The sequence below is a fragment of the Varunaivibrio sulfuroxidans genome (assembly GCF_029318635.1).
Classification (GTDB): Bacteria; Pseudomonadota; Alphaproteobacteria; order Rhodospirillales; family Magnetovibrionaceae; genus Varunaivibrio; species Varunaivibrio sulfuroxidans.
Genome location: NZ_CP119676.1, coordinates 452,737 through 479,599 on the forward strand (window position 1 = coordinate 452,737; position 26,863 = coordinate 479,599).

The following is a 26,863-nucleotide window of genomic DNA, read 5'->3' on the forward strand; positions in this document are numbered from 1 at the left end:
GTAATTTTCAGGCACAATTTTCACCCAGTTCCAATTCGCGGATACCCTCCAGATATGACACGTTTTTCTTCCATTTATTGACCACCTCATTAGCGGCCGCCGGACTCATCGCCCGGTAAAATTTCAAAATTTTAGGCAACGTATTTATCATCCCCTGAGCGTTTCCTTTTTGGTGACGTTTCACCAAGGCGAAAATAGTCGTAAAAACGGCCTCGCCAAAATCCAACGCCCGGCAGGCGACGGCCAAACCTTCGCCAACGGGGTCTAATAAAATCTGTAGGGAAAGGCTATTTTTGAGCCCGGTCAAACGCGAAAAAATACCCGAGAACAAGGCGACTTCCCCCTCTTCCAGAGCACAGATGAACAGGTCTGTCGTGAGTTCCTTTTCTTCTTCGAGAACAGAAACCAAGTTTTCCTTTCCCGTAGGGGGCGCTGACGGGCGGGAGACCTCATCTATCGCCATTTGCCTAAGCAGATCGTTAACAATCTCCGGGCCGATCTCAAAATGATCGAGGATATATTGGCGCAAGGCCACTGAAACCAGCATGAATAAACGGATCGCCAAACGAGGTTCAAGCTCTTTTCGCAAGAGTAGGGGGCGATGAAAGCTATCGATCCGGCGCGATTCCTCCGTCAAAAACTCCAGCGTCGCTTTCGCGATGCGGGCATTTTGGTTGTTCAACAGGCTGACGATCACGGGTTCATTTCGCGTATGGACCAGCGCAGAAGAGACTTCCTCGCTAAGTTCCGTACGCAATGTGATCGCCAATTGATGTTCCTGGGTGCGGGCGCGCACGACGTCGATTAAATCCATATCGTTTAGGAGGCCACTTCTACACAAAACGGGAAAAGCCACCTTGATATCGTCGTTCGCCAGCCATGAAACCAGGGTATGAGGTACATCGTCGCGTTCCGCTAAACGCTCGCTCAACTGTTGGCGCACGGAAATTTCAACGTCACTGATAATGTTTTCAAGAATCGCAAATACAAGTGCGCGCTCTTGCTCACTCAAAGGATACCCGCCGTCATCAAAAATCTTACCCAGGACGGAAACAAGTTCCGATCTTCCCTTGACGCTTTTGTCATAGGCGAGTTCGATTAGTCTTTCAAATTCAACGACGATAGACTTACTATCCATTTGTCACTATTTTGCCTGTATTTATTCTAAATTGGTAAGATGTTGCGCCAATACACGGAATTCCAAAAAAGGAGCGGGCAAAAGGAGCGATGTATCCATTTTTTATGCTCTATACGTAGGGTGTCGGCAGAGGGACATCAAACAACTTTTGTGAGGAAGAAAAATTGTCTTTACGAGCAAAACGCGAAACAAGCGCCCGCTTCACGAAGATTGCAATGGATGGTGGCCTCGTCAGGCGGCGACGCGTCGCCGGGGCCGCGTTTCACCCTATGCTCCATTGTAAAAAGCTTGACTCATTAAGGGGCTGTTAGGCGTGGCGATGGGCTTTGATGTACGTGCTATCCAAGGAAATCTCTTCGGGCGTCCTCGCCAACGACAACCGGACTGAAGGACGTGAAGAATACCGCCGAGATAATACGTCGATCGTCTTCATGTCGCCGACCCGCCGACCGATAAGGTAAATATGGTTGGGGGAGCGCCCATCTGTCGTCGGAAAGCCAAAAACCGTTCTTCATGATTTGAAACGCCCACATGAGAATGTCAAGTCATTGAATTATTTAAAGGTTAATGCGTTTTTCCCTTAGTCACCTAGAACCGAAATACGATGCACATATGACACACGGAAAAAGGCTCCGGCTAGGGAAGGTCCCGTGCCGTGATGCGGGAACATCATAAGCGGACCGTGACGACGTCCGAAGCCTTTTTCCGTGCGCCCAAACGATCATAGAGGCAAAGTAGGTCCCCATACGGCGCGCCCGCTGCGTCGAGAACGTTCGCCGATGAACCGCATCGCCTTCACGCCCCCTCCTATCGGGCGCGCCGTATGGAGGATCATATGCGCGCCGTATTTCAGTTCCAGGTGACTAGTGGATCGACTCCGACGTTTCGCTCCCGCGAACCATCGGGCCGACCACTATCTATCTTTTTGTTGCAGTTTGATTTCTTCACACATTTGTGTCCAATTGCATCGGACTCAAATGTTAAATTCAAACCACTAGGTCATAAGTCGGCCGTATTCGATCTTTGGACAGCGATTTTCGATCACCACGAGGCCCGCGGCCTCGGCGCGTTCTCTCGCCGCGGCGTTTTTGACCCCCAATTGCATCCAAATCACTGAGATTTCTTTTGCGCCGGCCACGGAAATGGCTTCATCGATGATATTTCCGGCGGCTTCGCTGGCGCGAAAAATATCCACCATGTCTATGTTGCCGGGGATATCGCTCAGCGCCCCGAATACCGGGCGATTCAAAAGTGTCTTTCCCGCCAATCCAGGATTGACGGGATGCACCACGTAGCCCTTGGAGAGCAGAAAGTTCATCACCTGATAGGAGGGTCTTTCGGGTTTGGCGGACGCGCCGATTAACGCGATCGTGCGCACCGTTTCCAGGATACCGAGAATCAAATCGTCCGAAGTGGGGGAAGATGAGGCGTTCATGGCTGGGCTCTCATTGTCCATATTTGTGATCTGGCGCCGCCTCGATGCGCGGTTTGTTCGCGCACGAGACGGCGCGGGTGTCCCTGTCGGACCACCGGGGCGGGGGGCGTTTCTCAATAAAGGCGTCGATACCGTGTTGGGCGTCGGGGTGCATCATGTTGCAAGCCATGGTTTGCGCGGCGATGGTGTAGGCTTCCTCAAGGGGGCGGTCAATGTGGCGGTAAAATTGCAGCTTACCCATGGCGACCGCCGTAGGCGACTTGGTTGCGATCTTGCGCGCCAGGGTATCGGCGGCGGTTTCGAGTTCCTCGGCCTTGACGACAGCATTGATCAAACCATGTTCAAGGGCCTCCCGGGCATCGATGAAGTCTCCGCACAGAAGCATTTCAAGCGCCTTTTTGCGTCCCATGACACGGCTCAACGCTACCGAAGGGGTCGCGCAAAAAAGACCTAAATTAATACCCGAAGTGGCGAAGCGGGCATTTTCGGCGGCAATTGCCAGATCGCACTGTGCGACCAATTGGCAGCCAGCCGCGGTCGCGATGCCCCCGACCGCGGCAATGATCGGCTGTGGTGAACGGGTCAGGCTCAACATCAGGCGTGAACAACGTTCGAACAGCGTTTGATGCGCCTCGCGTGTATCTTCCTGGCGCATTTCCTTCAAATCGTGGCCTGCGCAGAAGGCCTTTCCCGCGCCGCGAAGGATAACGACACGAACGGCGGGATCGTCGGCGATGGTGTCGAGGCGGTCTTGTAGCCGTGCGAGAAGCGCCTCGGAAAGCGCGTTGTATTGACGGGGACGGTTTAACGTTAGCCACACGATTCCATCGTGTTCGCGCCTGAGCACAAGGTCGGATTGTGGATCGTTCTCCTCCGGGCTTCCTTGGGGTTGGGCGGCGGTCCTATTTGCGGCCACGGTTATCCTCCCTTGTCGGTTTCATTGCTTTTTTCCGTACGCCATGCTGGCCTTGCCCTGTCCTCATGGCAAGGAAATTTCAAATCGCGCGGCGCGTTTGGGCCCTTTCTCATGGCCTTGCCGTGCTCTCATGACCTCGCCGTGCGAAAAAATTGTCCGCTATGCGGGTGACGAGAGATTAGGTGGGCGATAAGAGATTGGTTTTCAGAGGTATCATAATACCGTATTTTTAATGCACTGATCTAGTTGATTTTTTTCGAAAATTTTATGTTGACGTCGAAAGCTAAAACGGCATAATGCGCCAATTCGAATTCAGGGGGCCAATCCGGTTCTCTTTATCGTTTCCGCCAACCGAATTCGCCGGGCGATACCGACGCCGCGACTTCCGAGAAGACTGGGTACAAAATGAAAACCTACTCCGCCAAGCCCGCGGACATCGAAAAGAAATGGTGCGTCATTGACGCCGACGGACTCGTTCTGGGTCGTCTGGCCAGTGTGATCGCCATGCGTTTGCGCGGCAAGCACAAACCGATGTTCACCCCGCACATGGATTGCGGCGATCATATCGTCGTGATTAACGCCGAGAAAGTCCGCCTTACCGGTCGTAAATTGACCGATAAGAAGTTTTTTTGGCACACCGGTTATCCCGGCGGAATCAAAGAGCGCACGATGGATAAAATCCTCGGCGGCGCGCACCCCGAGCGGGTCCTGATTAAGGCCGTCGAACGCATGATCACGCGTAACCCCCTTGGCCGGGTCCAGATGAAGAACCTGCATGTCTATGCGGGCGGGGAACACCCGCACACGGCGCAGCAGCCCGAAGCGCTCGACGTCGCCGCGATGAACCCGAAAAACAAGAGGAGCGCCTAACCCATGGCCGAGGAAACGAAGACACTCGCCGATCTCAAGGATATGGTCGAAGGCAAGGCCGCGGCTGCTGCGGCCGCAAGCGTCGAAGCCCCGGTCGTCCCCGCCGCCGCGCCGGAGGAAGAGGTCGCCGCGCCTAAGATCGACGCGCAAGGCCGCGCCTACGCCACGGGCAAGCGTAAAAACGCCATCGCCCGCGTTTGGGTCAAGCCCGGTTCGGGCAAGATCACGGTCAACGGCCGCGACATCGAAGTCTACTTCGCCCGCCCCGTGCTGCGCATGCTAATCAATCAGCCCTTTTCCGCGGCCGAACGTTCCGGCCAGTTCGACGTAGTCTGCACCGTCACCGGCGGCGGCCTGTCCGGTCAGGCCGGCGCGGTTCGCCACGGGATATCCAAGGCGCTGACCTATTACGAGCCGGCGCTGCGTCCGTCGCTCAAGAAAGGCGGCTTCCTAACCCGTGATTCACGCGTTGTCGAGCGCAAAAAATACGGCCGCGCCAAGGCCCGCCGGAGCTTCCAGTTCTCCAAGCGTTAATCCGCGTCGCGCGTCTTCCCCAAAACACAAAAAAAGATCCGCTTCGGCGGGTCTTTTTTTGTCTGCACCTCCGTTCGGGTCAGGGTTTTTTGCTTAATTCGCGCAGCCTCTCGATGATGGCGCGTCGTTTTTGAATGGTCCCGTCGTTTTCATGGGTGGGGGCCGTGTTTCTTGATGTCAATTGCGTCGAGGGCGGCGCCGTCTCGACATTCCAGTTGACGATCGCGGGGGCGTCTTGTTGCTCCGCGTCCGCCAGTTCTTCGACGAAATCACCATTTCGGGCCTTTCCGCTCATTTTCAGGGCCTGATGGCGCACGGTGCCTAGAATTTGCGCATCGCTGGCGGGGTGAAGAGAAAAGATAAATTCTTCCGAGGGGGCGATTTCGTGGGCGAACTGGCGCGCCTGCTCCTCATCCCGGGCGCGCACCTGCACGACCTTGCATAGGGTGGCCCCCTTGTCGTCCCGGGCGTCGGGAAAAACATAGTGAATAATCCATTGCCCCATTACGTTATGCCCTTGTTCATACCCAACTCGCCCCCATATCATCGTTCCGGGTCGTCGTTCCGGAAGCCTTGAAATGCAACGATCATAAAACCGCCACAACGATCGTCGTTCTTCGGGTTTAGACTGTCATTATGTCGCGCCCCGGCTTTTTGTAAAAGAGGCTCCGGGCGCGGCGCGCGATATGCGATGATAGAGGGGAACCCCAACGAAAGGAAAGCGTGAGGACATGAATAGTGACGATAAGAAAAATTCCGGCGCGCCTCACACACAAGACGGGACCGACGCCCCTCTCGGAAGCGTGCGCCTTGGCATAGGGGCGCGGTTGCGGGCTTATTTTTTCGCCGGAATTCTGATCACCGCACCCATTACGCTCACCTTTTACATCGCATGGCTTTTCGTCACATACGTCGATAGCAAGGTGACGCCGCTTATCCCCTTGGCTTATCGCCCCGAACATTATTTACCTTTCGCCATTCCCGGGCTGGGATTGCTCATCGTTATCGTCTCTCTAATCCTTATAGGGGCTCTTACGGCGGGGTTCCTGGGCCGACTGTACCAAAGGACCGTGGATGGCGTGTTGTCCAGGATGCCGGTCATCCGCGGTTTGTATGGCTCATTAAAGCAAATTTTAGAAACGGTGCTCGCCCAGCAATCGAATGCCTTTCGCGAAGCCGTTTTGGTGGAATACCCCCGCCGCGGCGTCTGGGCCATCGGCTTTATCACAGGACAGACCCAGGGCGAGGTGCAAAATTTAACCGAAGAAGATGTTCTCAACGTTTTTTTGCCGACCACGCCTAATCCAACGTCGGGTTTTTTATTGTTCTTGCCGCGCAAGGAGATCGTCACCCTGTCGATGAGCGTGGAAGAAGCGGTTAAAATGGTTATTTCCGGAGGAATCGTGACTCCACTGGATCGTCGGCCTAAGGACGTGCGCGACAAATCGGTGGTGTCGGCGGCAACTTATGAAGATGTGGATATTCTGCGCGAGCGTGATCGTGCGCCGGTGCTTGTCGCGTCCCCCCATGAGCCCTCCGTGAAAAATTCCGGATAAGCCGATCGAGATTCATCCCGAACGCAGATAGTGCACGGCGCTGTCGCGTTCGAAAAGGTACAGCAAAACACGTAGCGCCTGGCCGCGCGGGCCTTGCAGTTGCGGGTCCTTGTCCAAAACGAGTTGCGCGTCCTTACGCGCAACGTCGAGCAAATCGGCGTGCGCCGTCAGGTCGGCGATAAAAAATTCCGGCAGGCCGCTTTGCCGCGTTCCCATCAGTTCGCCCGCGCCGCGCAGCTTGAGGTCTTCCTCGGCGATATGAAAACCATCATCGCTCTGGCGCAGGACTTTCAAGCGCGTGCGCGCGGTATCGCCCAATGGCGTCCCGTATAGGAGAAGGCAACTGGCCTGCGCCGCGCCACGACCGACCCGCCCACGCAATTGGTGCAGTTGCGCCAAGCCGAAGCGTTCGGCATGTTCGATTATCATGACGTTGGCGCGCGCGACGTCAACGCCAACCTCGATCACCGTCGTCGCGACCAGGATGTCGATCCGCCCTTCGGCGAAGGCCTGCATGACGGCGTCTTTGTCCGCGCCTTTCATGCGTCCGTGCACCAGACCGACGCGCGCACCAAACACCGATTGCAAGTGGTCGAAACGGTCTTGGGCGGCGCTCAAGTCCAAGGTTTCCGATTCTTCGACCAACGGGCAGACCCAATAGGCCTGATGGCCTTGCGCGATTTGGCGCTTCAGCCCCTCCACCACGTCGGCGATGCGCGCCGCGGGCATAACCCGGGTATCTATCGGCTTGCGTCCGGCGGGTTTATCGCGCAATTGCGAAACGTCCATGTCGCCGTAGGCGGTCAGCATCAAGGTGCGGGGAATCGGGGTTGCGGTCATCACCAGGACATCGACGGCGTCGCCTTTTTCCGTTAACCCCAGGCGTTGGTGGACGCCGAAGCGGTGCTGTTCGTCGATGACGGCGATGCGTAGGTCGTGAAAATCAACATCACCCTGAAAAAGTGCGTGCGTGCCGACAATCAGGGATATTTCTCCATTTTTCAAACGCGCCAAGAGGGCGTCGCGATTTTTTCCTTTTTCCCGTCCCGTCAGCAAGGCGCACTCGACACCGGCGGCCTCGGCGAGAGGGGCGATGGTCTTCATGTGTTGGCGGGCCAACACATCGGTTGGGGCCATCAGAGCCGCCTGGCCGCCGGCTTCGATGCCGACCAGCATAGCAAGCAGCGCTACGACGGTTTTTCCGCTGCCGACATCGCCTTGCAACAGACGCAGCATGCGTTGCGTGCTTTCCATGTCGCGGGTAATGTCGCTCAAGGCCTTTTCCTGGGCCCCGGTCAGGGAAAAGGGAAGGGCGACCATAACCTTTGCGCGCAGGACCCCGTTACCGGTATTGGGGCGGCCCTTCGTTTTTTTCATCGCCGCGCGCACCAGCGCCAAGGCCAATTGGTTGGCGAGAATTTCATCATAGGCGAGACGACTGCGATGCGCCGCGTCCAGGGTGACATCTTGCGATGTTTGGGGATGATGGGCGCGTTCGAGGGCGGTGCGCCAAGAACACCAGTTTTGCTTCTTAAGATAAGCGTCGTCAATCCATTCCGCCAGGTCCGGCGTATTTTCAAAGGCCCCCATAACGGCTTTGCGCATCATTTTCTGCGACACCCCCGCCGTTAGCGCATAAAGCGGCTCGAACTTTAAAATACTCTCTTTTTGAGCTTCACTGACGATATGATCGGGATGGGTCATTTGGACCTGCCCGTCGTAATGTTCGACGGTTCCGCTGACGACACGCCGCTTTCCCATGGGCAGGGTCTTGGTCAGGTAATCTTCTCGGGCATGGAAGAACACCAGCACCATCGTTCCCGTTTCATCATGACAATGAACTCTGTAGGGCTGGCGCGGGGCGGTAGGGGGGACATGGCGATCGACCGTGACCGTGAATGTCGCGACGTCCCCAGGCACGGCGTTCTTGACCGAGGGGCTATTGCGTCGGTCGATGACGGCGCCGGGAAGGCGCCACAAGACATCGGCGACGTGATCGATACCAATGCGCGCCAACGCTTTTTCCATGCGCGGGCCGACGCCTTTTAAGCTGCCGACGGGTTTGAATAAAGGATACAGAATTTCGGGGCGCATGGGTTGGTCTTCCGTAAACCGTCTAACGTGTGCTGACAAAGGCGATTATTCGATTTATACCCTAGGCCGCATGGTTACGTCATGAAGCGTCTTGATGGGAGCACGAATTTTGGATAACCGAAGGAAGCGTTTGCTTTTTCGCGCCACACATTGCGGCATGCAGGAAAATGACGTGTTGTTGGGTGAATTCGCCAAAACTTTTATCGACGACTTTAACGATGCGCAACTTGCCGCTTTCGAACGCCTTCTCGACGAAAACGACAACGATATTTTTACCTGGCTAACCGCTGAAACAGGGTTCCCCAAACGTCTGGATGAGGACTTTATGAACTTGATTATAAAGTATAAGAACGAACGCTAAGACATTGATAAATATACTTAACAAAATAACAAAATCGGACGATATTCTTGTTGGCGGAGCACCGGAGGGCTTTGATGCGTTGCTCCTTTCCGCGCTCTTCGGACTGAAGGGAAAAGACTCCCGGGATGTGATCTTCGTCGCCAGGGACGATGTTCATCTGGCGCGGATGGGGCAAACGTTGCGTTTTTTCGCCCCGGATTCGGATATTATAGAATTCCCCGCGTGGGATTGTCTGCCCTATGACAGGGTTTCCCCCAGCGGCGATATTGTGGCTTCGCGGATCGCCACGCTGACGCAGTTAGCGCGCCCCGGCGATGGGCGCGCACGCGCCATTCTCACCACGATATCGTCCTGCTTGCAACGGGTGCCGCCCCGTGCGGTTTTTTGCGGCGCGCTCTTGAGACTGAACGTCGGCGGTTCCTTATCCTCCGATATGTTGGTCGATTTTCTCGAAAATAACGGCTATGGACGTTCGGCGACGGTGATGGAGCCGGGCGAGTATGCCGTGCGCGGGGGAATCGTGGACGTTTTCCCCCCGGGAGCCTCGGAGCCCCTGCGTCTCGATTTTTTCGGCGACACCCTGGATAGTTTGCGTCATTTCGATCCGACCACCCAGATGACAAGCGCGCACACGGCGACCTTCACGCTGGCTCCGGTCAGTGAGATCGTCTTGAACGAGGATACAAAAAAACATTTCCGCACCGCGTATCGGGAGCTGTTTGGCGCCGTTCCCCCGGATGACACACTCTACGAGGCGGTTAGCGCCGGACGTCGCCATATGGGTATGGAACATTGGATCGCGCTGTTTTACGACAAGCTTGAGACATTGTTCGACTATCTTCCCGACGCCCGCATCGTTCTCGATCATCAGATCGATACCGCAGTCGAAGGCCGCCACGAACTGATCAGGGAATATTACGCGGCGCGCCTGGCCATGCGTGAATCCAAAAGCAAAACGGTTGGTGGTCGCTACAACCCGGTTCCCCCGGAAAAACTGTACCTTAGCGCCAAGGACTGGCGCGCCGCCTTGAGGGTTTTCCCCGTCGTGCGTCTTTCTCCTTTTGCCGTTCCCGAAGGCCCCAATACCGTCGATGCCGACGGGCGCGGGGGGCGCGATTTTTCGGACGCCAGGGTACAGGGCGCCCTCAACGTGTTCGATGCGCTGGCCGCGCATATCCGCGCCATGATCGGTGAGGAACGTAAGGTTCTCATCAGCGCCTTTTCCGAGGGTACGGCGCAGCGCATAAAAACGGCGTTGACGGAGCATGGTTTCGAAAGTTTAGTCGCGATCGACGATTGGTCGGCGCGCGCCCGGGTGGCGAAGCATGCTGCGGCGTTATGCGTGGTTGGGATCGAACGAGGGTTCGTCGCCCCAGGGTTGGCGGTGATCTCCGAGCAGGACATCCTAGGCGATCGCATGACCCGCGAACGCAAGAACCGCAAAAAGGTCAGCGCGGAGAACATTATCGCCGACGCCTCTAGTCTCGGCGAGGGGGATTATGTGGTCCACGGTGAGCATGGCATTGGGCGTTTCGAGGGCTTGCACACCGTTCAGGTCGGGGGGGCCGATCATGATTGCTTAAAGCTGGTCTATGCCGGGGACGATAGGCTTTTTCTCCCGGTCGAAAATATCGATGTTTTATCGCGCTACGGTTCGCATGAGGCGGGCGCGCATCTCGATCGTCTAGGCGGGGCGGGATGGCAGGCGCGCAAGGCCCATATGAAGCAGCGGCTGAAAGACATGGCCGAAAACTTGATTAAAATCGCCGCCGGCCGCGAGTTGAAAAACAGCGCGAAAATCGTTCCCGATCCGGCGGCGTTCAACGAATTTTGCGCCCGATTCCCCTATGTCGAAACCGACGATCAATCCCGCGCCATCGAGGATGTACTTGGGGATCTGGCCGGTGGACGTCCGACTGACCGGCTGGTTTGCGGCGATGTCGGATTCGGTAAAACGGAGGTCGCGTTGCGCGCGGCTTTCGCCACCGTGATGACGGGTCGTCAGGTCGCCGTCGTGGTGCCGACAACGCTGCTGTGCCGTCAGCATTATCACAATTTCAAGGCGCGTTTCGCCGATTTTCCCGTTAACGTGGCGCAGCTCTCGCGTCTGGTCCCCCCTAAAACCTCAAAGCGGGTCAAGACCGAGATGAAGGACGGCCGCGTCGATATTGTCATCGGCACCCATGCCCTTCTGGCCAAAGACGTCGGTTTCAAGGAACTGGGTTTGTTGATCGTCGATGAAGAACAGCATTTCGGCGTTGCGCATAAGGAAAAGTTGAAGGGATTGAAGTCGGACGTTCATGTTTTGACGCTGTCGGCGACACCGATCCCGCGAACTTTACAATTGGCCTTATCGGGTGTGCGTGAAATGAGTCTCATCGCGACCCCGCCGGTGGACCGCCTTGCCGTGCGCACGTTCATTTTGCCGTTCGACCCGGTGATCGTACGCGAAGCCATTATGCGTGAGCGTTTTCGTGGGGGACAAATTTTTTATGTTTGCCCGCGCATCCAAGATCAACCCGAATTGACCGAAGCCTTGCGCGATTTGGTCCCCGAGGCGCGCATCGCCGTGGTCAACGGGCAAATGCCGATCAAGCAACTGGAAGAAATGGTCAGCGATTTTCAGGACGGAAAATTCGATGTTCTGCTATCGACGAACATCATTGAGAGCGGCTTGGACATGACTTCGGTCAACACCATTATCATCCACCGCGCCGACCGTTTCGGACTGGCTCAGTTGTACCAATTGCGCGGTCGTGTCGGACGGTCGAAAACGCGCGCCTACGCTTACCTTACGCTGCCTCCGGGCAAGACCATATCGACGGCGGCGCAAAAACGCCTGGAAGTGATGCAGACCCTGGACAGTTTGGGGGCGGGATTCATGCTGGCGAGCCACGATTTGGATATCCGCGGCGCGGGGAATCTTCTCGGCGGCGAACAATCGGGACACATCCGCGAAGTCGGCATCGAGCTTTATCAGCAAATGCTGGAAGAAGCCGTCGCCGAGGCGCGGGGGGCGCAGGGGGGCGCAACACAGAGCGCCGGCGATGGCGATTGGAGCCCTCAAGTATCGTGCGGCGTGACGGTCATGATACCGGAAACCTACGTCGGCGACTTGAGCGTGCGCATGGATTTGTATCGCCGCGTCGCCCGTCTGCATGACGACGAACAATCCGAAGCCTTCGCCGCCGAAATGATCGACCGTTTCGGTCCCTTGCCCGAAGCCGTCGAGAATCTTTTAAAGACGGTTGAAATTAAGCGATTGTGCCGAAAGGCGCGGGTCGAAAAATTAGAAAGCGGCCCCAAGGGGGCGGTCGTCTCTTTCCGCGACAACAGCTTTCCAAACCCCGAGGCGCTGGTTCAATTTATCGTTCAGCAGGTCGGTACGGCAAAATTAAGGCCCGATCATAAATTGGTTTTCAAGCGCGACTGGGAAACCCCCGCCGATCGCCTGAAGGGCGTGCGCCATCTCGCCCGCGAGTTGGCCGCCCTGGTCACGCCGTGATGGGGTCAGGCGATGGTTTGGAACAAAATATCCGCCTCGTGCGCGGCGTCCATCAAGCGGAGTAGGGCCTCGGGAGATTGGGCCCCGGACAACACCATGCGTTGGTTGAAGATATAGGTCGGGATGCCGCTAATTCCTTGATCGTGGAGGTCGGCGTTGGCTTGGAGTATCTTCGTTATGGCGTTACGGTCTTCCCACACGGCTTGGAAATCCCGCGCGGACATGCCTGCTTCTTTGGCGATATCGCGAAGCACGGTTTTGTCGGATATGTCCCGAATTTCCAAAAAATAAGCCTGGAAAAGACCCTCCACCAGGCGGTCTTCTAAACCGAACGCACGCCCCTTCATAACCAGACGATGTGCGTTTATGGTGTTCGGCGCGCGTTTCATCGCCGCAAAATTAAAGGAGATACCCAAGCTTCTCCCGGTTTCTTCCAGCGTTTGATATATGTGCCGCGCCCGCTCCAAGGTCGAGAAGCGGTAGACCATGTATTCGTCCTGAGCCATACCCGTCATGGGCATGGCGGGATTGAGCAAGAAAGGTCGCCAATGCACCGCGCAAGAGACATCAAGACGCTTTCGCAACGCCTGTTCCAGCCGCCTTTTGCCTATGAAGCTCCAGGGGCAGATGGGCTCAAAAACAACATCTATATCCATCTTCGCCGCCCTCGTGTTGGGGGTCGTGGTCAATCCCACCTCGGAGCCATTCTCTTTTATAGAAAATAGCTTCGCGCGTTTCAATCGCTCGTTAAACTCGTCACCTGGAACTGAAATGCGGTGCATACATGATCCTTCATACGGCACGCCCGATAGGAGAGGGCGTGAAAGCGATGCGGTTCATCGGCGAACGTTCCCGACGTGGCGGGCGCGCCGTATGGGGGACCCGCCTTGCCTCTATGATCGTTTGGGCACAGGCGCGTTAGGCGCCCCCTTTCGGAAATGGAGTGGACATTGCAATAAGATAAGGCATGATGCACCCCCGGTAAAGACGGGTTCTACGGCTGCATTACAACGCAAAACAGACATCTTACCGCGTGAAATTACTTAATTTTTGTTGAGCCTTGGGGGGTGACGTTCAGATGATGGAAAGCATTTTGATCCTAGGGTTCTTGGCGGGGATGCGCCACGCCACGGAGGCCGATCATGTCGCCGCCGTGGCCTCGCTTTCGGCGCAATCGCGCTCACGCGGGCAGGTCCTGCGGTTGGGGCTGCTATGGGGCGTCGGGCACACGGTGACTTTGTTCGTGGTCGGGTTTTTCGTCATGACCTTGAACGCCATGGTTCCCGATCATTTTTCGCACGGGCTCGAATTCGCCGTGGGCGTCATGCTGGTTCTTCTGGGAGGCGATTTGATCGTGCGCCTGATCCGCGAGCGCATACATTTTCATATCCATGGTCACGGGGAGGGTACGCGACATTTTCACGCCCATTCCCATGCCGGGGAAAAAACCCATAAGGCCGCGAATCACAAACACCCCCATGGTTCGGGACTGTCGGTGCGCTCACTCGTCGTCGGCATGGTTCACGGCCTTGCCGGTTCCGCCGCACTGATCGTGATCGCCTTGCAAACTGTGCCGTCGGTGCCCATGGGGTTGGCCTACATCGGCGTATTCGGCGTGGGCTCCATTCTTGGCATGGGGCTGTTAAGCACGGTTATTTCCGTCCCGATGCAAGCCGCGGCGCGGTCCATGACTTGGCTTTACAACGGGATTAAAGGGGCGCTCGGCGGGTTAACCGTTTTTATAGGCGTAACCATCATCGTCCATCAAGGTGGGGCGTTAGGGCTGTTCTAGTGGTTTGAGTTTAACATTTGAGTCCGATGCAATTGGACACAAATGTGTGAAGAAATCAAACTGCAACAAAAAGTATAGATAGTGGTCGGCCCGATGGTTCGCGGGAGCGAAACGTCGGAGTCGATCCACTAGGAACGGTGCGCCTCGATCTTCTCAAGAAAATCGGCCGAAAAATTATAAAGGTTCCCCGCGAGGCAACTCCAGGCCGGGGATTCCCTCGATGCGTTCCTGCACGGTAATCTGTTTCAGACTGTCTATTTCCCGCAGCCGCGCGGCGGTTTGGGCGACCACCTCGTCGAACTCTTTTAAGACTTCTGGGGAAAACGCCTTGCTGCGCTCGGCTTGTAAGCGATAGAGCTGCAAATTATTGAGGAAGTTGTTAACAATATCGTGCACGGTCGCCATGGTGGCGTGCATCGTACGCAGTCGGTGCGCATCAATATCGCGCCGTCGTTTTTCATTTAGCCGCGCCCGGTTAAGATCGATGCCAAGGCCGAGAAGCGCCGAAAATCCCAACAAAATCAATTCTTCTGATTTTGTCGTTTCCATGAAGGTCAAACTGGCGACGAGGTCGGTAAAGATATCAACCTTCAAGGCCGCCGATAGGAAGGTATATACGATCACCACCATGAGGGCGATAATGGTTCCCTTCATGCGGAGGAGTAGCATCGCGTTCCTTTCCTTAATCGGAGATGCGAGACAGAAAAATCTTCGTCGGGAAACAGCGTCCGACGCGTATCGCGTTATTTGGCTGCGCGTCGGCGGGTTTTCGCGCTTTTCGTCTCTTCTAGATAGGGGTGGTTTCGCCTTATGGCAAGGCGCCGGCGGTTTTTCCGGGCTTATCCTTAATTTTGAAGAGAGACTTGGTGTTGGTGATGGAGGGGAATGGAGAAGAAAAAGGTGGTTCCCCGCCCCTCGGTCGTTTCGAAACGGATTTCCCCCCCATGCAGTTCCACCAAGTTCTTTGCGATATTTAACCCCAGGCCGGTGCCGGATGTGCGATTCATCGTGCCGTCTTCTTCAGTTGTGAATTTTTGAAAAATTTTATGCTGAAATTTGCAGGGAATGCCTGGGCCGCGATCCTTTACCGAGAAATGAACATAGCCGTCTTCGATCCTTGCGCTGATCGTAACGACCTGCCGTGGGGGGGTAAATTTGACGGCGTTCGAAATCAGGTTGGCGAAAACCTGCAGAAGACGCCCTTGGTCGCCATTAATCTCTCCCAAGGGAAACGGCGTGTCCGCAGCGAGGGTAACGCCGTGATGTAAGGCGAAACCGGTATTCGCCTCTAGGGCCTGCTCCAGTAAATTGGCTATGGGCAGAGGGGTCTTTTCCAGCACAAGCTTTCCCGCCCCCATTTTCTGCGTATCGAGAAGTTCATTGATCAACGTCAAAAGGCGGCTACTGTTACGCGAGGCGATTTCAATAAGCCTTTTCCCCTCATCGCTAAGCGTGCCGGCCATTCCCGAATTGACGAAACTCAACGCACCGATAATTGAAGTTAGAGGGGTGCGCAGTTCATGACTGATTGTACTTAGAAAATTTTCCTTAATCTCGGAAGCTTTCAAGACTTCGCGCGTGGTCTTGCGAAGACGGGCGTTTAGCTGTTCGAGTTCGTCCTCGATTTCCTTACGCTTAATGACCTCTTTTTTCAGTCGTCCGTAAGACATCATAAATATAATGGCGAGCGTACCGAAAAACACACCGACAAAAGAGGCCCATGCAATAAGTTGTTGTATGGGAATTCCGGAATTAAAATCCAGGGCGACCCACTTGTTGCGTATTTGGGCGTGTTCGTCGTCACTTATCGATTTAATTCCTTTTGATAAAATGTCGGCCAGAATTTTATTATCCTTGCGCACGGCAAAAGCCATCTTCAGATCGGGCGCTTCCGTCCTCGCCGCCACTTTTAAGTTAAGCAACCCCCGATCCCTAATTAGGTAGGCCCCAACCGCCAAGGCGCCGACGAAGCCATCCTCCAGTCCGGTCGCCACGGATTGCAGGGCGAGGCGGGGGGCGTTATAGGCGGTCCATTGTATTTTTTTATATTTCTCAATAAGCGGCCCCATGTAGCGCGCCGAGTTTGAATAGGCCAGTTTTTTGCCAAAAAAATCCTTGAGCGTGCGGGACGTATCAAGGTCGCTTCTCGAAAATACGACGATAGGGGTTGTGAAATAGGGGGAGGTCAGAGCCCATCGGCGCGCATTAGTAGGTGTGACGATGGCGAGAGGGATTAAATCGATTTCCTCTTTCTTTTCCAGGCGATCATGGGACTCGCGCAAGGGGATAAATCCACTGAAATCTCCCTTTAAGCCGACCTTTTTCAAAGCCAGGGTAATATAATCGATCGAAATGCCGCGCGGTCCTTCATTCGGTCCACTTTTGAACATGAACGGTGGGACTTTGCTTTGTCCTAAAATGCGAACGACGGGATGTTTCTCCACCCAGGCGCGCTCTAGAGGCGTCAAATTTAGGGCGCTGTGGTTTGCCCCATAGGCATTCGTCGGCCCATCAGGTGTGAGGAATAAAAAAAAGATCACTGGAAAAGCTAAATAACGGCAATTATTCATGTCAAACGTAGTACCATAACAACATACAAAAAATTAAATAATTAGAATTACTTAAGATATGTAAAATGGTTATATTGCACCGTTACATTTTCTAACAAAATTATAAATAAATATAATTTTTTTATTTTCAATTATAATTATTTTTTTATTTTCTCGCGCCATCTATTTTTATTATTCAGAGAACACGTTGTGTTTCTTGAATTTTTCATACATAAGTTGCGCCACACCTAAAATCAAGGCTGCGGGCGACGGCGCTTCGCGTGGTGGAGGCGGGTCGTTCGTGTGGTTATCGCGTGGTTATGGTGGGGCGGCGCGGGGGTGGCGGGCCACGACCGATAGTGATGAGCACTATGTCTACGCTATAGCCCTCTAATCGGGCATGGCGGACTGTTCATGCCCGGGGTGGTGGAGAAGCCACCTTCTCCAAGGCCACGAAACCTCCCGAGAAGAACAGACAGCCAAGGCTAAAGAAACAATCTCTCTGCAGGGTGTGCTTGGCGTCGTCCACCAGGCCCAGGATCTGCAAGGCTGTGGGGTGCACGAACTTGGACAACATCTTCGACATGATCTTGTAGTGGTCCTTGAGGCCACACTCTTCGGCGGCATCGTCAACACGCATGTAGCGGGTATCCAATGTGGCGATCCCCTCTTTCTCGGCCCGCGTAGCCAGGTCGGTCTTGCCGTTGGCGAGCGAGTTGAGCCAATCGGTCGATTGCCCGCTCGCCTGTCCCCATCTCTCAAAGACAGCCACGAGTTCGTGCGCGTCGCGACCAGCATCTTCGTAGAGGCGGCGCGCGTTATCCCGGCTCTTAGCGAAGTACCCGGCCCACACCGACAGCTCCAGGAGATTTCGCGCCCGCCACGCGAGGAGCTGGGCATCACCTTCCGGTTTCGCCGCGTGGGCATCTTGCAGCAAGCGGTACTCGGACAACACCTGGTAGCAAAGCTGCCCGAAGAGCTGAACGTACCATTCGTTGTCTGCGCCGGGACTAGCTGCCATCTGCTTGATACGCCCGTTCAACGCCGTCCACCTGCCGGACGATTTGATACCGGCTGCGTCGTCGACGAACCGGGAGAACACTGGATTCATGATTGGCCTGCCTGTCACCTCCGAGCATATTTGCATTCCGCTCACCGTTGGAAGGGAGTGAACGGTTATAGAGCATCGCCGAACATCTGATGGCGCTCATGTAAGTCGTTTGGCGGCCAGCGCGCTTCTTGCTCCTGTCGAGGCTATCTGCATGAACTCGGAAAGGTGTTCCTCGGCAAATGGATATGTGACCTTCCAGACCATTGCGCCCAGCACCCCTACCGCGAAGCCTCCAACGTGCACAGCGTAGGCCACGTTATCCTCACCGCCCGAACCAAATACTAACGAAAGCAACTGTAATGCGCCCCAATATAGAAGGAATACCCACGCAGGCACCTGAAATCGCTTAAAGAAGACTCCGAGGAACAGCACCATTCTCATTCTGGCTGCCGGGAAGAGGGCGAGATAGGCACCCATCAGGGTTGCTATTGCTCCTGAAGCTCCGATGACAGGCGCGCGCGACGCGGGAAATAGCGCCCAGTGTGCAAGGAGACCCACGACGCCCAAGAACGGAAAGGCCAAAAGGAATATCAGGAGCCCGAATAGCCGCTCTAACGAACGCCCGAAAACCCACAGGAATAGGCAGTTGCCGGCAAGGTGAAATATGTCCTGATGCAAGAAGACCGAAGTCAGCAGAGTGTGGACGTGGCTCCATGGTGAAATTGAGAAAAGCAAAGGAACGAAGCTGAGATACCGGATTGACCATTCCTCAAGGTCCGCGTCCAAGAAAGTGGGAACGTCGAGTATGAGCATCAGCGACACGAGCAGAATGACGCCAAAAAAGAAGCGGCCCCTCGTCAGATTGTCGCCATACGGCAGTAGCATCTACGTTTTCGCCCTGAATACTCCAGCCAAGTCGATGCCGGGTGGGATGGTGAATTTCCGCGCCAATTCGTTGACCGATTTCCAGTCCTTGCCATTCCACACGCTAACTTCGCTGCCAATCGTCTGCGTCTTACATTCAGGGCACCCATAAAGCTTTAGGTTCTGCTTCCAGGTCCCCTTCTCGGCCTTCATCTTGTGTTCTGCCCTCGCCATTTCAGCGAATTGGGGAGAGTCCACGGGGAGTTGGAAAAGCGTGTCGTCGTAGCTCGCGAGGTCGTCGGCGCTACCAAATAGCTTGTCCGATTTGGCTAAGACGCGAAGATATTTTTTGCAGTGAGCGCAAACCGGGTGACCCAGCAGAATGCCGAAGGCTCCAAGGCCACCTAGCAAAAAGCCAATGAACTGAATCACGGCAAGCCAATAGCCGAACTGTCCGACCTCTCCGGCATCGACCTGTCCAGCGCGGCCAACGCGGTAATGCGCCGTCGTGAGCGTGATATCGAGGTACTGTGCGAACGGAATTAAATCGCTCACTCTCTGACCGTTGTCGAGAATCAGCGTCGCGTATTGGGTGTAATAGATCAGCAGTTGGGTGAGGCCAGCAACGACGACCATTTGCAACAACAACAGAAGATTCGGCCGCGTGTGGAAATAGAGACTGCCGAAATAATATCCCGACGCGGCCGCGATTCCGGTTCCAATTGCGCCAGCCGGGATGATGAGCCACAGACTGAAGGTGAACACGTCGAAACCGGTGAGACGCTCGATGACGGTCACTAGCAGCGCCGTCAGCAGTGATGTCACGAGCCCACAGGCTGCTACGCTCGTCGTCTTGAGAATATGCTCCATCGTCCCCCATCCTACAGTTTCGAAGCAGAAGATTAGCATACAGACGCGGAATCATGTTGACAATAAGGGGCTTGGCGTAGGTGGCGCGATGGCGGGCAGCGCTGCGATATGTGAGGTCTCCGCGCCGCCCGCCATCGGTCACGCCCGATCCTGCGGCGCTTGCGAGACGGCAACACTCTTTCCGTCGTGTTCCGCCTCGAACGCCTGCTTTCCCTTCGCGGTCCAGAGCGCCCGCGCCTGTTCGCCTTGATCGCTATGCAGTTTGTCAACCATCCAGAGCAGCGCGCCGTAGATCATGGCGCGATCATCGCTGGTCAGGTCCACGATCCCAGCCTTGACGACGAGGCCGCCGAGTTCGATCAGATGCCGCGTGCGCTTGCGGCGCTCGACCTGCCAGGTACGCATGTCATGTCGTGCCCGCGCCGCCCGATGCCGGTTGCACGCGGCCCTGTTGTGGTTGAGCGCCGCCACCGTCGCGGTCAGGCGATGGCGCAGATCGCCGTGACCGGCTCTGAAAGAACGCGGCCCCGCGTTTCGCCCACACCTCCCTCTTTCCGGCATCTTTGATTTCGACCAGCATGATCAGCGCGCCCGCCAGTTCGTCGGCGTTGAGGGCGTCGGCGCCGGTGGAGATGACCGGCTCGCCGAGCTGCTGCACCTTGCGGGCTTTCAGGTCTCGCGCCTTGTCTTTGAGCGACTTCAGTTCCGCATCGAAGTCTCTTGGCTTGCGCATCATATCCTCCATAAGCTGTCGATGGAGCGATGATAGTTGAGCGCCTGCCTCAATGCTGTAGGGTTGCCGGGACGGGCTGAAACGGCACGGGTCTTCCCGAGAAATTAGTTTCGAGGGCGCGCTTATACGTCGTTCCGACGTGCGCTTCGCCGTGGTGATGTTCGGATCGCGATGGCGATCTATCATCTTCACGTCAAGGTCATCGGCCGCAAGACCGCCCGCCAGCGTATTCGTCTCGAAGGCGGCGGCTATCGCCGCGATCACCTGCGCGCGCTCGCCCGGCGCGTCGAGGTCGCAGACGGCGAGGTTCGGATCATGGGATCGAAGACGCGGCTACTTCAGGCGCTCACCGCAAAAAACGGCGTAAACTCAGTGCCCACTCAGGGACTGAAGTGGCGGATGGGGTGGGATTCGAACCCACGAAGGGGGGTAACCCCTTGCCGGTTTTCAAGACCGGTGCCTTCAACCGCTCGGCCACCCATCCGCATTTGAGACCGGCTTTATGTACACTTTATCGGGTTGTTCCGCCATCCCAAAAACGACGTCATAGCCCCTTCGGAAGGTCGTGAAAAGATCATCCTCTGGTCATAAAGATACAGGGCGGCCTTACCGTTTACGATGAAGCGGCCTTACCGTTTACTATGAAGTGGTCGCGTATCATGGGGGGTGACGCCCGTTCGGGTCAGGGCATACGTGGGCGTTTAGGCGGAAATATCGATGGGGGAGGGGGGCGGAAAATCGAGGGAGGTATTCGAGGTCGAACCCTCACCGAAAACACCAAGTCGTGCGTGCGTCGCCTGATAGAGAGAGCTCACCTGGGCATAAACCGCAGCGTTTTTAACGGCGCCGGGGGGCGGGGAGGACGCGCCCCCCCCGTTCGATGGTTCCGGGGAAATTGCTTGGGGAATTTGGGTCGCATTGGCCGGAGACGGCTGAAGGCGATAGGAGACATTCCGTTCTCCCGGCGCAACAGCGCTGCCGCTTGGGCGGTTCGAGGTGTCGGCGGCTTGGTTTTGTTGTTCGGCGACGTGGCGGACCGTTTCACGGCGTAGGGCCGCCCTGTCCTGTGACGGAGGCGCCTCGCGCGCCGCATGTCGTGGAACAACATCCGGTGGCGCATAAGCCCGCCGCCGGCCTTCCCGTGGGTGCGATACCTCTTGTGCGGCAAGCAAGGTTTCCGCACGCACCGATTTCGCGGGTGTGAGCGACGAGGATGGGGATAGGGCGGCGTTTTCCGAAACGCTTGGGGGAGAAGGGGAAAGCGCACGGGACGCGCGTTGTGCGCGCACCGATTGAACGAGCTCCGCGGACGCAGGTAAAGTTTTAGATACCACCATGAACTTAATCCAAAATTTAAGCTTTTCTTCTTTCTTGCCAGGTTAAACAGAACACATCGAAAGGGTGTAACGTTACGCGCATAACATGCCGGAAAGAAGCCGCCTTCTTTGTCTCTTCTCGATGAAGAAGGCGAGACTGCGTACATCCGAAAGGTATATAGTCTAGAAAGAATATAGTTATACTGCGACCTAACCCAAAGAATTTAATAGTCTAATAATTTAGGTGATGCCCACCGTTCGTCTTTATCGCGCCGCCGCTCATCGCGTGAAAAATAGCTCGTCGAAAAATTCCCCAAATTAGAAACAGATACGGCGCCATGTTTTTTTATCTTTCCAAAATTTTCTGGTTTTTTGTAAGCCCTGGAAATCTCATTTTATTTACCATCGCCATAGGCGTTCTTTTGCTTTGGATGGGGTATCGTTCCATAGGCCGGGGGATCGCGACCATCGGCGTTCTGCTTTTTTTCGTATTTGGGATGTTGCCTGTCGGGAGTTGGGCCTTGGGCGTTCTCGAAGAAACCGTACTCCCACCAAAAACGTTGCCGGCTCATGTCGATGGCATTATCACGCTGGGCGGTGGAATCGACCCGTTCATCACAGCCGAACGCGATCAAGTAACCCTAACCGAATCTGCGGAGCGCCTGACCGAGTTCATGCGCCTGGGGCGGTTGTATCCTCATGCTCAACTGATTTTTACCGGAGGATCGAACGATCCCTTGCGGCAAAAATTTTCCGAAGCGGAGGCGGCCCGGCGCTTTATGCGAGAGCAGGGTTTCGATGTTTCTCGGGTCATGTTTGAAACCCGGGCGCGCAATACGGCTGAAAATGTGCGCTATTCCTACGAACTGGCGACGCCCAACCGAAGCGAAACCTGGATACTGATCACCTCGGCATATCATATGCCCAGGGCGCTTGGTGTTTTTCGTGAAAAAGGGTGGCGGGTCATACCGTATCCCGTCGATTACAGAACGGACCCTCAGGCTTCTCCTTTCGCCCAATTTAACGTCACGCACAACTTAAGACTCACCGCCTTGGCTTGGCACGAATGGCTGGGACTTTTAATTTACCGCTTAACAGGGCGTGCGGCGCCCGTAAGCGAATTTTAGCGATGTGGGCCGGTCAAAAATTAAGGGATTCTTTAGGGCGGTCTGGCTTATTGTGGATATTAGTAAAGAGAGGGGGCGCCTGCGTAGCAATCCCCGTGACGTAGGGCCATCCAACACCAAACGAAACGCAACCAACATTGCCTTGGTATATTCCGGATAATAGGCCTGCATGATGATTAATTTGCGAACGCAGCGTATCTTACGCGACATTTTTCTTGGCGGCGTTCTCGCTTGGTGTTTTGTGGGCGCTCTCGCGGGACAAGCCAGGGCGGGAAATGACGGGGCGAAAACACCTTCCCCTTCCGCCGCGTCAACGTCGCGGACCGCCCTGCAATTGCCCATAAACAAAGCAAAGTTCGAGACCTGGCTTGTCGGACTCAGGAAAGAGGCGTTGTCCCAAGGGATCCGCGCAGGCACCTTGGACAGTGCCTTGGCGAACCTAAGTCCGATACCCAGAGTCATCGAGCTGGATCGCCGCCAACCTGAATTCGCACTGACGTTCCGTGATTACATTAAGCGTCTCGTAAGTCCGGAACGCATTAAAAATGGGCAACTAAAATACAACGAAAACAAATCGCTACTGAAAAAAATTCAAGCTAAATATGGGGTTCAAGGACGGTTTCTCACCGCTTTTTGGGGGGTTGAAACGGATTTTGGTCGATTGTCCGGTGGATATTTCCCGGTTATCGGCGCCCTGGCGACACTGGCGTATGACGGCAGGCGGAGCGCGTTCTTCAGGGCGCAGCTTATCGACGCCCTAAAAATTTTGGATCAAGGCAACATCGACCTCGCGCACATGAAGGGATCGTGGGCCGGGGCCATGGGTCATTTTCAGTTTATCCCCTCGACGTTCATGGCTTATGCCGTTGATTTTGACGGTGATGGAAAACGCAACATCTGGAGCGACAAGAAGGATGGTTTCGCCTCGGCCGCCAATTTCCTCTCTCATTCCGGGTGGAATGCGCACCAAACGTGGGGGAGGGAGGTCGTTGTTCCTCAAAAATTCGACTACGACCTAACCGGTTTAGGGGTGCAAAAAACCTTGGGGCAGTGGCAGAAAATCGGCGTGCGCAGGCCCGGGGGAGGCGATCTTCCCAAGGCCGATATGAAGGCGTCGCTTGTCTTGCCCGCGGGGCATCGCGGCCCAGCTTTTTTGGTGTACCAAAATTTCCGCGCCATGATGGTCTGGAACCGCTCCGTGAATTACGCCCTGGCTGTCGGATATCTTGCCGACCGGATCGTAGGGTTGGGCGAGATGTACAATTCGGGTCCGAAGGACGACGTCGCGCTCACACGCACCCAAGTTCTGCGTATGCAAACGTTACTCAACACTTTGGGATACGATGTCGGCGCCCCCGATGGGATCGCCGGCGCGCAAACACGAAAGGCGGTCGCCAATTTTCAACGCCAGACCGGGGCGATCGCCGACGGCTATCCCAGTCTTGACGTTCTTGTCGCACTGAACAAAGCCGATGCATCGAAAACATCGTCGGGGAATTAATGAAAAAGAAAGTTTATCCTGGCAGAACATTAGCGCCAATTGCCAAATCCACACCCGCCCGCCTGCGGCCATGAGCGATTTAGGCAGCCATGAGCGATTTAGAACGAGGGCGCGCATAATGGTCGAGATGCTTTAGCCATGTGATTGTTTTTGCGGTATAACCGCGATAGACGCGAATATATGCTGAACCAGGGGACGACAAGCGTGAGCCCGCCAAGCGAGACGATACGAGACGACCGACATCTGAACATGCTTGATCATCCTCCCTCCCGTAGGGTCGCCTTGATCGGGCGCTATGCCTTGGTTGTTTTGGCGGGTGTATTTCTCAGCGCATGCGCCGAAACGCAATTCATTTCACATACCGCTAAAAAATATATGGGCTCCGGAACGCAGCAGGGCTCGCAGTATAAAATTGGCGCACCCTATCAAATCAATGGGGTTTGGTATTATCCGAAAGAAAACTTTTCCTATGACGAGACTGGGATCGCCTCGTGGTATGGGCCTAAATTTCATGGCCGACGAACAGCGAATGGAGAACGATACGACATGACCGCCATCAGTGCCGCGCATCGAACGCTGCCGTTGCCGTCCATCGTGCGGGTAACGAACCTTCAAAACGGTCGCTCATTGGTCGTGCGCGTTAATGATCGCGGTCCTTACGCTCGGGGGCGCATTATCGATGTTTCCCGCCGGGCGGCTCAACTTCTCGGCTTTTTGAAAAAGGGTACGGCCCGAGTACGCGTGCAGGTTATGGCGAAAGAAAGCCGCCAACTCGCCGCACGCCTGCGAGGCGGAAAGGGAGGTCGATTGGCGAAGGGGGACAGTCCGATTATCGTCGATAAATTGCCCAAACCGACCGTGGTTTCGGAAAATCTTCTTCCTCCACGGGAGGGGCGTGAAGCGGAACGAACATCGCCACTCTCTCCTGTGCGCATCGCCTCCGCTCCGCCGCCCTCCCACAACCGTGAGGGCGCTCCCCGTGCTCCGCATGTTTCCGCGCCCCCCGATTTGTCTCCTCGGGTCAGTGTGGTCGGCGTTGAGGAAACCAAAATCTTCGTTCAAGCCGGAGCGTTTGCGAATTTTGAAAACGCCAATCGCGTGCGCGCCAATTTGACCGGGATCGCCCCCATAAAGGTGACGACGGTATTGATTGGCGGACGCGATCTTTTCCGGGTCAGGCTCGGTCCGCTTAAAGGTGTCGGCGACGCCGATAAAGTTTTGAATAAAGTGATCGAGGCCGGGTATAACGACGCGAAAACCATCGTTGACGGCGCATCCGAGGCTGCGGCCTCTCATGTCGTCACCTATTGATCCTTCGTCCGCAACCCAAGGTGCGGCGGACCTAATTGCTGCCGCATTTGCCTTTTATAAGCAGCCACTAGCCGTTTCGCGCGGCTGTTTTTTGAGTCCGCAACGTCCTCATGCCGTCTAAAACATACCGGGTAAGAAAGCCAACGATGTCCGTTCTGAAATTTTCCCCTAATTCCTTACGCGCCGCCCTTTTTTCCACGCTTGTGATTCTCGTCGCCTCCGTCGGGTTCTCATCACGCGCCCAAGCCATCGAAACCAACGCCAAACAGGCCATATTGATCGATGCCCAAACGATGAGCGTGCTTTACCAAAAGGATGGATTCGTTTCCATGCCTCCGGCGTCGATGAGCAAACTTATGACGCTGTATTTGCTGTTCGAGCGGTTGCGTGACGGGCGCCTATCTCTGGACGACACGCTGCGGGTCAGCGAGCGGGCTTGGCGTAAGGGTGGAGCGAAAAGCGGCAGTTCGACCATGTTCCTGAAGCCGGGACAACGGGTCCGGATCGAGGACTTAATTCGTGGCATCATCGTTCAGTCCGGCAACGACGCTTGTATCGTCGTCGCCGAAGGCCTCGCGGGAACCGAAGATGCTTTCGCCGCCGAAATGACGTCAACGGCCCGCGAACTTGGCCTTCAGAACAGCCATTTCGCCAATGCGACGGGTTGGCCCGACCCCGGCCAACGGATGACCGCATATGACTTGGCGTTGTTGGCGCGCCACTTGATTTACGATTTCCCCGAATATTACCATTATTTCTCGGAAAAGAGTTTCACCTATAACGGAATCAAACAACAAAACAGGGATCCTCTGGTTTACCAAAATACCAGCGGCGCCGATGGCCTGAAGACCGGACATACCGAAGCCTCCGGGTACGGCTTGGTGGCCTCGGCCAAGCGCAATGGGCGTCGCCTTATCTTGGTGCTGAACGGTTTGGCCAGCAAAAAGTTGCGTGCGAGCGAACCCGAGCATCTTCTCGATTGGGGATTTCGTGAATTTCAAAACTATGCCCTTTTCAAATCGGGAGATGTCGTCGATCAGGCCTCGGTATGGCTGGGCAAGAAATCTGAAGTTCCGCTGATAGTCAAACAGGACGTCACGCTGACATTGCCGCGTAAATCGCGCAAGGAGATGAAGGTCCAGGTCGTTTACGACGGTCCAGTACCCGCCCCGATCGCCAAGGGTCAGCATATTGCGGACTTGGTGATCAGCGCGCCGGATGTCAAAACGGTGGACATTCCTCTCGTCGCCGGGGACAGTTCCGCCAAGTTGGGACTTTTTGGCCGTCTTGGCGCGGCCTTCAATCAGCTGTTATGGGGATCGTCGCAGCCTAAAAAATAG

At 55.5% G+C, this 26,863-nt stretch carries 23 protein-coding genes and 1 tRNA gene; 10 read left to right on the forward strand and 14 right to left on the reverse strand.

Going from position 1 to position 26,863, the window contains the following annotated elements; translation table 11 throughout:
* Positions 1-7: 7 nt before the first annotated feature.
* The 3 genes from P3M64_RS02010 to P3M64_RS02020 all read right to left on the reverse strand — a co-directional run bounded on the left by P3M64_RS02010 (position 8) and on the right by P3M64_RS02020 (position 3,489).
* A complete protein-coding gene (locus tag P3M64_RS02010) occupies positions 8-1,138 on the reverse strand; it encodes a DUF2336 domain-containing protein (RefSeq protein ID WP_132939508.1) in 1,131 nt (376 codons plus the stop codon).
* Between the two features lie 994 nt (positions 1,139-2,132).
* Positions 2,133-2,573, reverse strand: a complete 441-nt coding sequence (locus tag P3M64_RS02015) for a CoA-binding protein (protein ID WP_207893106.1) — start codon at positions 2,571-2,573, stop codon at positions 2,133-2,135.
* 10 nt (positions 2,574-2,583) lie between these two features.
* Positions 2,584-3,489, reverse strand: coding sequence for an enoyl-CoA hydratase (locus tag P3M64_RS02020; RefSeq protein ID WP_132938328.1), 906 nt, complete (start codon positions 3,487-3,489; stop codon positions 2,584-2,586).
* A gap of 405 nt (positions 3,490-3,894) precedes the next feature.
* Here P3M64_RS02020 and rplM point away from each other — a divergent pair, with 405 nt between their 5' ends.
* Both rplM and rpsI read left to right on the forward strand, forming a co-directional pair.
* Complete coding sequence (gene rplM, locus P3M64_RS02025) at positions 3,895-4,359, forward strand: 50S ribosomal protein L13 (protein ID WP_132938327.1); 465 nt, start codon at positions 3,895-3,897, stop codon at positions 4,357-4,359.
* A gap of 3 nt (positions 4,360-4,362) precedes the next feature.
* Positions 4,363-4,893, forward strand: coding sequence for a 30S ribosomal protein S9 (rpsI, locus tag P3M64_RS02030; RefSeq protein WP_132938326.1), 531 nt, complete (start codon positions 4,363-4,365; stop codon positions 4,891-4,893).
* 79 nt (positions 4,894-4,972) lie between these two features.
* Here the strand turns inward: rpsI and P3M64_RS02035 are convergent, their stop codons facing one another.
* Positions 4,973-5,398: a hypothetical protein gene (locus P3M64_RS02035; protein WP_132938325.1), complete on the reverse strand. Its 426-nt coding sequence runs from the start codon at positions 5,396-5,398 to the stop codon at positions 4,973-4,975.
* Between the two features lie 226 nt (positions 5,399-5,624).
* Here P3M64_RS02035 and P3M64_RS02040 point away from each other — a divergent pair, with 226 nt between their 5' ends.
* A complete protein-coding gene (locus tag P3M64_RS02040; protein WP_132938324.1) occupies positions 5,625-6,449 on the forward strand; it encodes a DUF502 domain-containing protein in 825 nt (274 codons plus the stop codon).
* A gap of 12 nt (positions 6,450-6,461) precedes the next feature.
* Here the strand turns inward: P3M64_RS02040 and recG are convergent, their stop codons facing one another.
* The gene (recG, locus tag P3M64_RS02045; protein WP_132938323.1) at positions 6,462-8,543 is read right to left on the reverse strand and encodes an ATP-dependent DNA helicase RecG; all 2,082 of its coding nucleotides are present in this window, start codon (positions 8,541-8,543) and stop codon (positions 6,462-6,464) included.
* A 130-nt stretch (positions 8,544-8,673) separates the two neighbouring features.
* Between recG and P3M64_RS02050 the strand changes: the two genes are divergently transcribed.
* The gene (locus tag P3M64_RS02050) at positions 8,674-8,904 is read left to right on the forward strand and encodes a succinate dehydrogenase assembly factor 2 (RefSeq protein ID WP_165886245.1); all 231 of its coding nucleotides are present in this window, start codon (positions 8,674-8,676) and stop codon (positions 8,902-8,904) included.
* A 79-nt stretch (positions 8,905-8,983) separates the two neighbouring features.
* Positions 8,984-12,409 (forward strand): transcription-repair coupling factor, encoded by a 3,426-nt coding sequence (gene mfd / locus P3M64_RS02055; protein ID WP_276157054.1) that lies wholly within the window; start codon positions 8,984-8,986, stop codon positions 12,407-12,409.
* Positions 12,410-12,414: 5 nt separating this feature from the next.
* On the opposite strand, the gene P3M64_RS02060 is transcribed toward mfd, so the two are convergent.
* Positions 12,415-13,065, reverse strand: coding sequence for a DsbA family oxidoreductase (locus P3M64_RS02060; protein ID WP_165886243.1), 651 nt, complete (start codon positions 13,063-13,065; stop codon positions 12,415-12,417).
* Between the two features lie 422 nt (positions 13,066-13,487).
* Between P3M64_RS02060 and P3M64_RS02065 the strand changes: the two genes are divergently transcribed.
* The gene (locus tag P3M64_RS02065; RefSeq protein WP_207893105.1) at positions 13,488-14,201 is read left to right on the forward strand and encodes a high frequency lysogenization protein HflD; all 714 of its coding nucleotides are present in this window, start codon (positions 13,488-13,490) and stop codon (positions 14,199-14,201) included.
* A gap of 174 nt (positions 14,202-14,375) precedes the next feature.
* Here the strand turns inward: P3M64_RS02065 and P3M64_RS02070 are convergent, their stop codons facing one another.
* From P3M64_RS02070 to P3M64_RS02105, 8 genes are all read right to left on the reverse strand, one after another.
* Complete coding sequence (locus P3M64_RS02070; protein WP_132938320.1) at positions 14,376-14,870, reverse strand: hypothetical protein; 495 nt, start codon at positions 14,868-14,870, stop codon at positions 14,376-14,378.
* Positions 14,871-15,046: 176 nt separating this feature from the next.
* Entirely contained in the window at positions 15,047-16,645 is a 1,599-nt protein-coding gene (locus tag P3M64_RS02075) for an ATP-binding protein (RefSeq protein WP_165886242.1), read from the reverse strand.
* 517 nt (positions 16,646-17,162) lie between these two features.
* Entirely contained in the window at positions 17,163-17,861 is a 699-nt protein-coding gene (locus P3M64_RS02080; RefSeq protein ID WP_132938318.1) for a DUF5677 domain-containing protein, read from the reverse strand.
* A 96-nt stretch (positions 17,862-17,957) separates the two neighbouring features.
* Entirely contained in the window at positions 17,958-18,686 is a 729-nt protein-coding gene (locus P3M64_RS02085) for a rhomboid family intramembrane serine protease (protein WP_132938317.1), read from the reverse strand.
* Positions 18,687-19,535 carry a hypothetical protein gene (locus P3M64_RS02090; RefSeq protein WP_132938316.1) on the reverse strand — a complete coding sequence of 283 codons (849 nt, stop codon included), beginning with the start codon at positions 19,533-19,535 and terminating at the stop codon, positions 18,687-18,689. It lies immediately after the preceding gene.
* Positions 19,536-19,673: 138 nt separating this feature from the next.
* Complete coding sequence (locus P3M64_RS02095) at positions 19,674-19,940, reverse strand: conjugal transfer protein TraD (protein WP_132938315.1); 267 nt, start codon at positions 19,938-19,940, stop codon at positions 19,674-19,676.
* Position 19,941: 1 nt separating this feature from the next.
* Complete coding sequence (locus P3M64_RS02100; RefSeq protein ID WP_243644716.1) at positions 19,942-20,532, reverse strand: conjugal transfer protein TraD; 591 nt, start codon at positions 20,530-20,532, stop codon at positions 19,942-19,944.
* Positions 20,533-20,661: 129 nt separating this feature from the next.
* A tRNA-Ser gene (locus tag P3M64_RS02105) sits at positions 20,662-20,752 on the reverse strand.
* 1,170 nt (positions 20,753-21,922) lie between these two features.
* Between P3M64_RS02105 and P3M64_RS02110 the strand changes: the two genes are divergently transcribed.
* From P3M64_RS02110 to P3M64_RS02125, 4 genes are all read left to right on the forward strand, one after another.
* Positions 21,923-22,711 (forward strand): YdcF family protein, encoded by a 789-nt coding sequence (locus P3M64_RS02110; protein WP_132938314.1) that lies wholly within the window; start codon positions 21,923-21,925, stop codon positions 22,709-22,711.
* A 169-nt stretch (positions 22,712-22,880) separates the two neighbouring features.
* Entirely contained in the window at positions 22,881-24,212 is a 1,332-nt protein-coding gene (locus tag P3M64_RS02115) for a lytic murein transglycosylase (RefSeq protein ID WP_132938313.1), read from the forward strand.
* A gap of 375 nt (positions 24,213-24,587) precedes the next feature.
* Positions 24,588-25,523: a septal ring lytic transglycosylase RlpA family protein gene (locus tag P3M64_RS02120; protein WP_276157080.1), complete on the forward strand. Its 936-nt coding sequence runs from the start codon at positions 24,588-24,590 to the stop codon at positions 25,521-25,523.
* A 146-nt stretch (positions 25,524-25,669) separates the two neighbouring features.
* Complete coding sequence (locus tag P3M64_RS02125) at positions 25,670-26,863, forward strand: D-alanyl-D-alanine carboxypeptidase family protein (RefSeq protein WP_132938311.1); 1,194 nt, start codon at positions 25,670-25,672, stop codon at positions 26,861-26,863.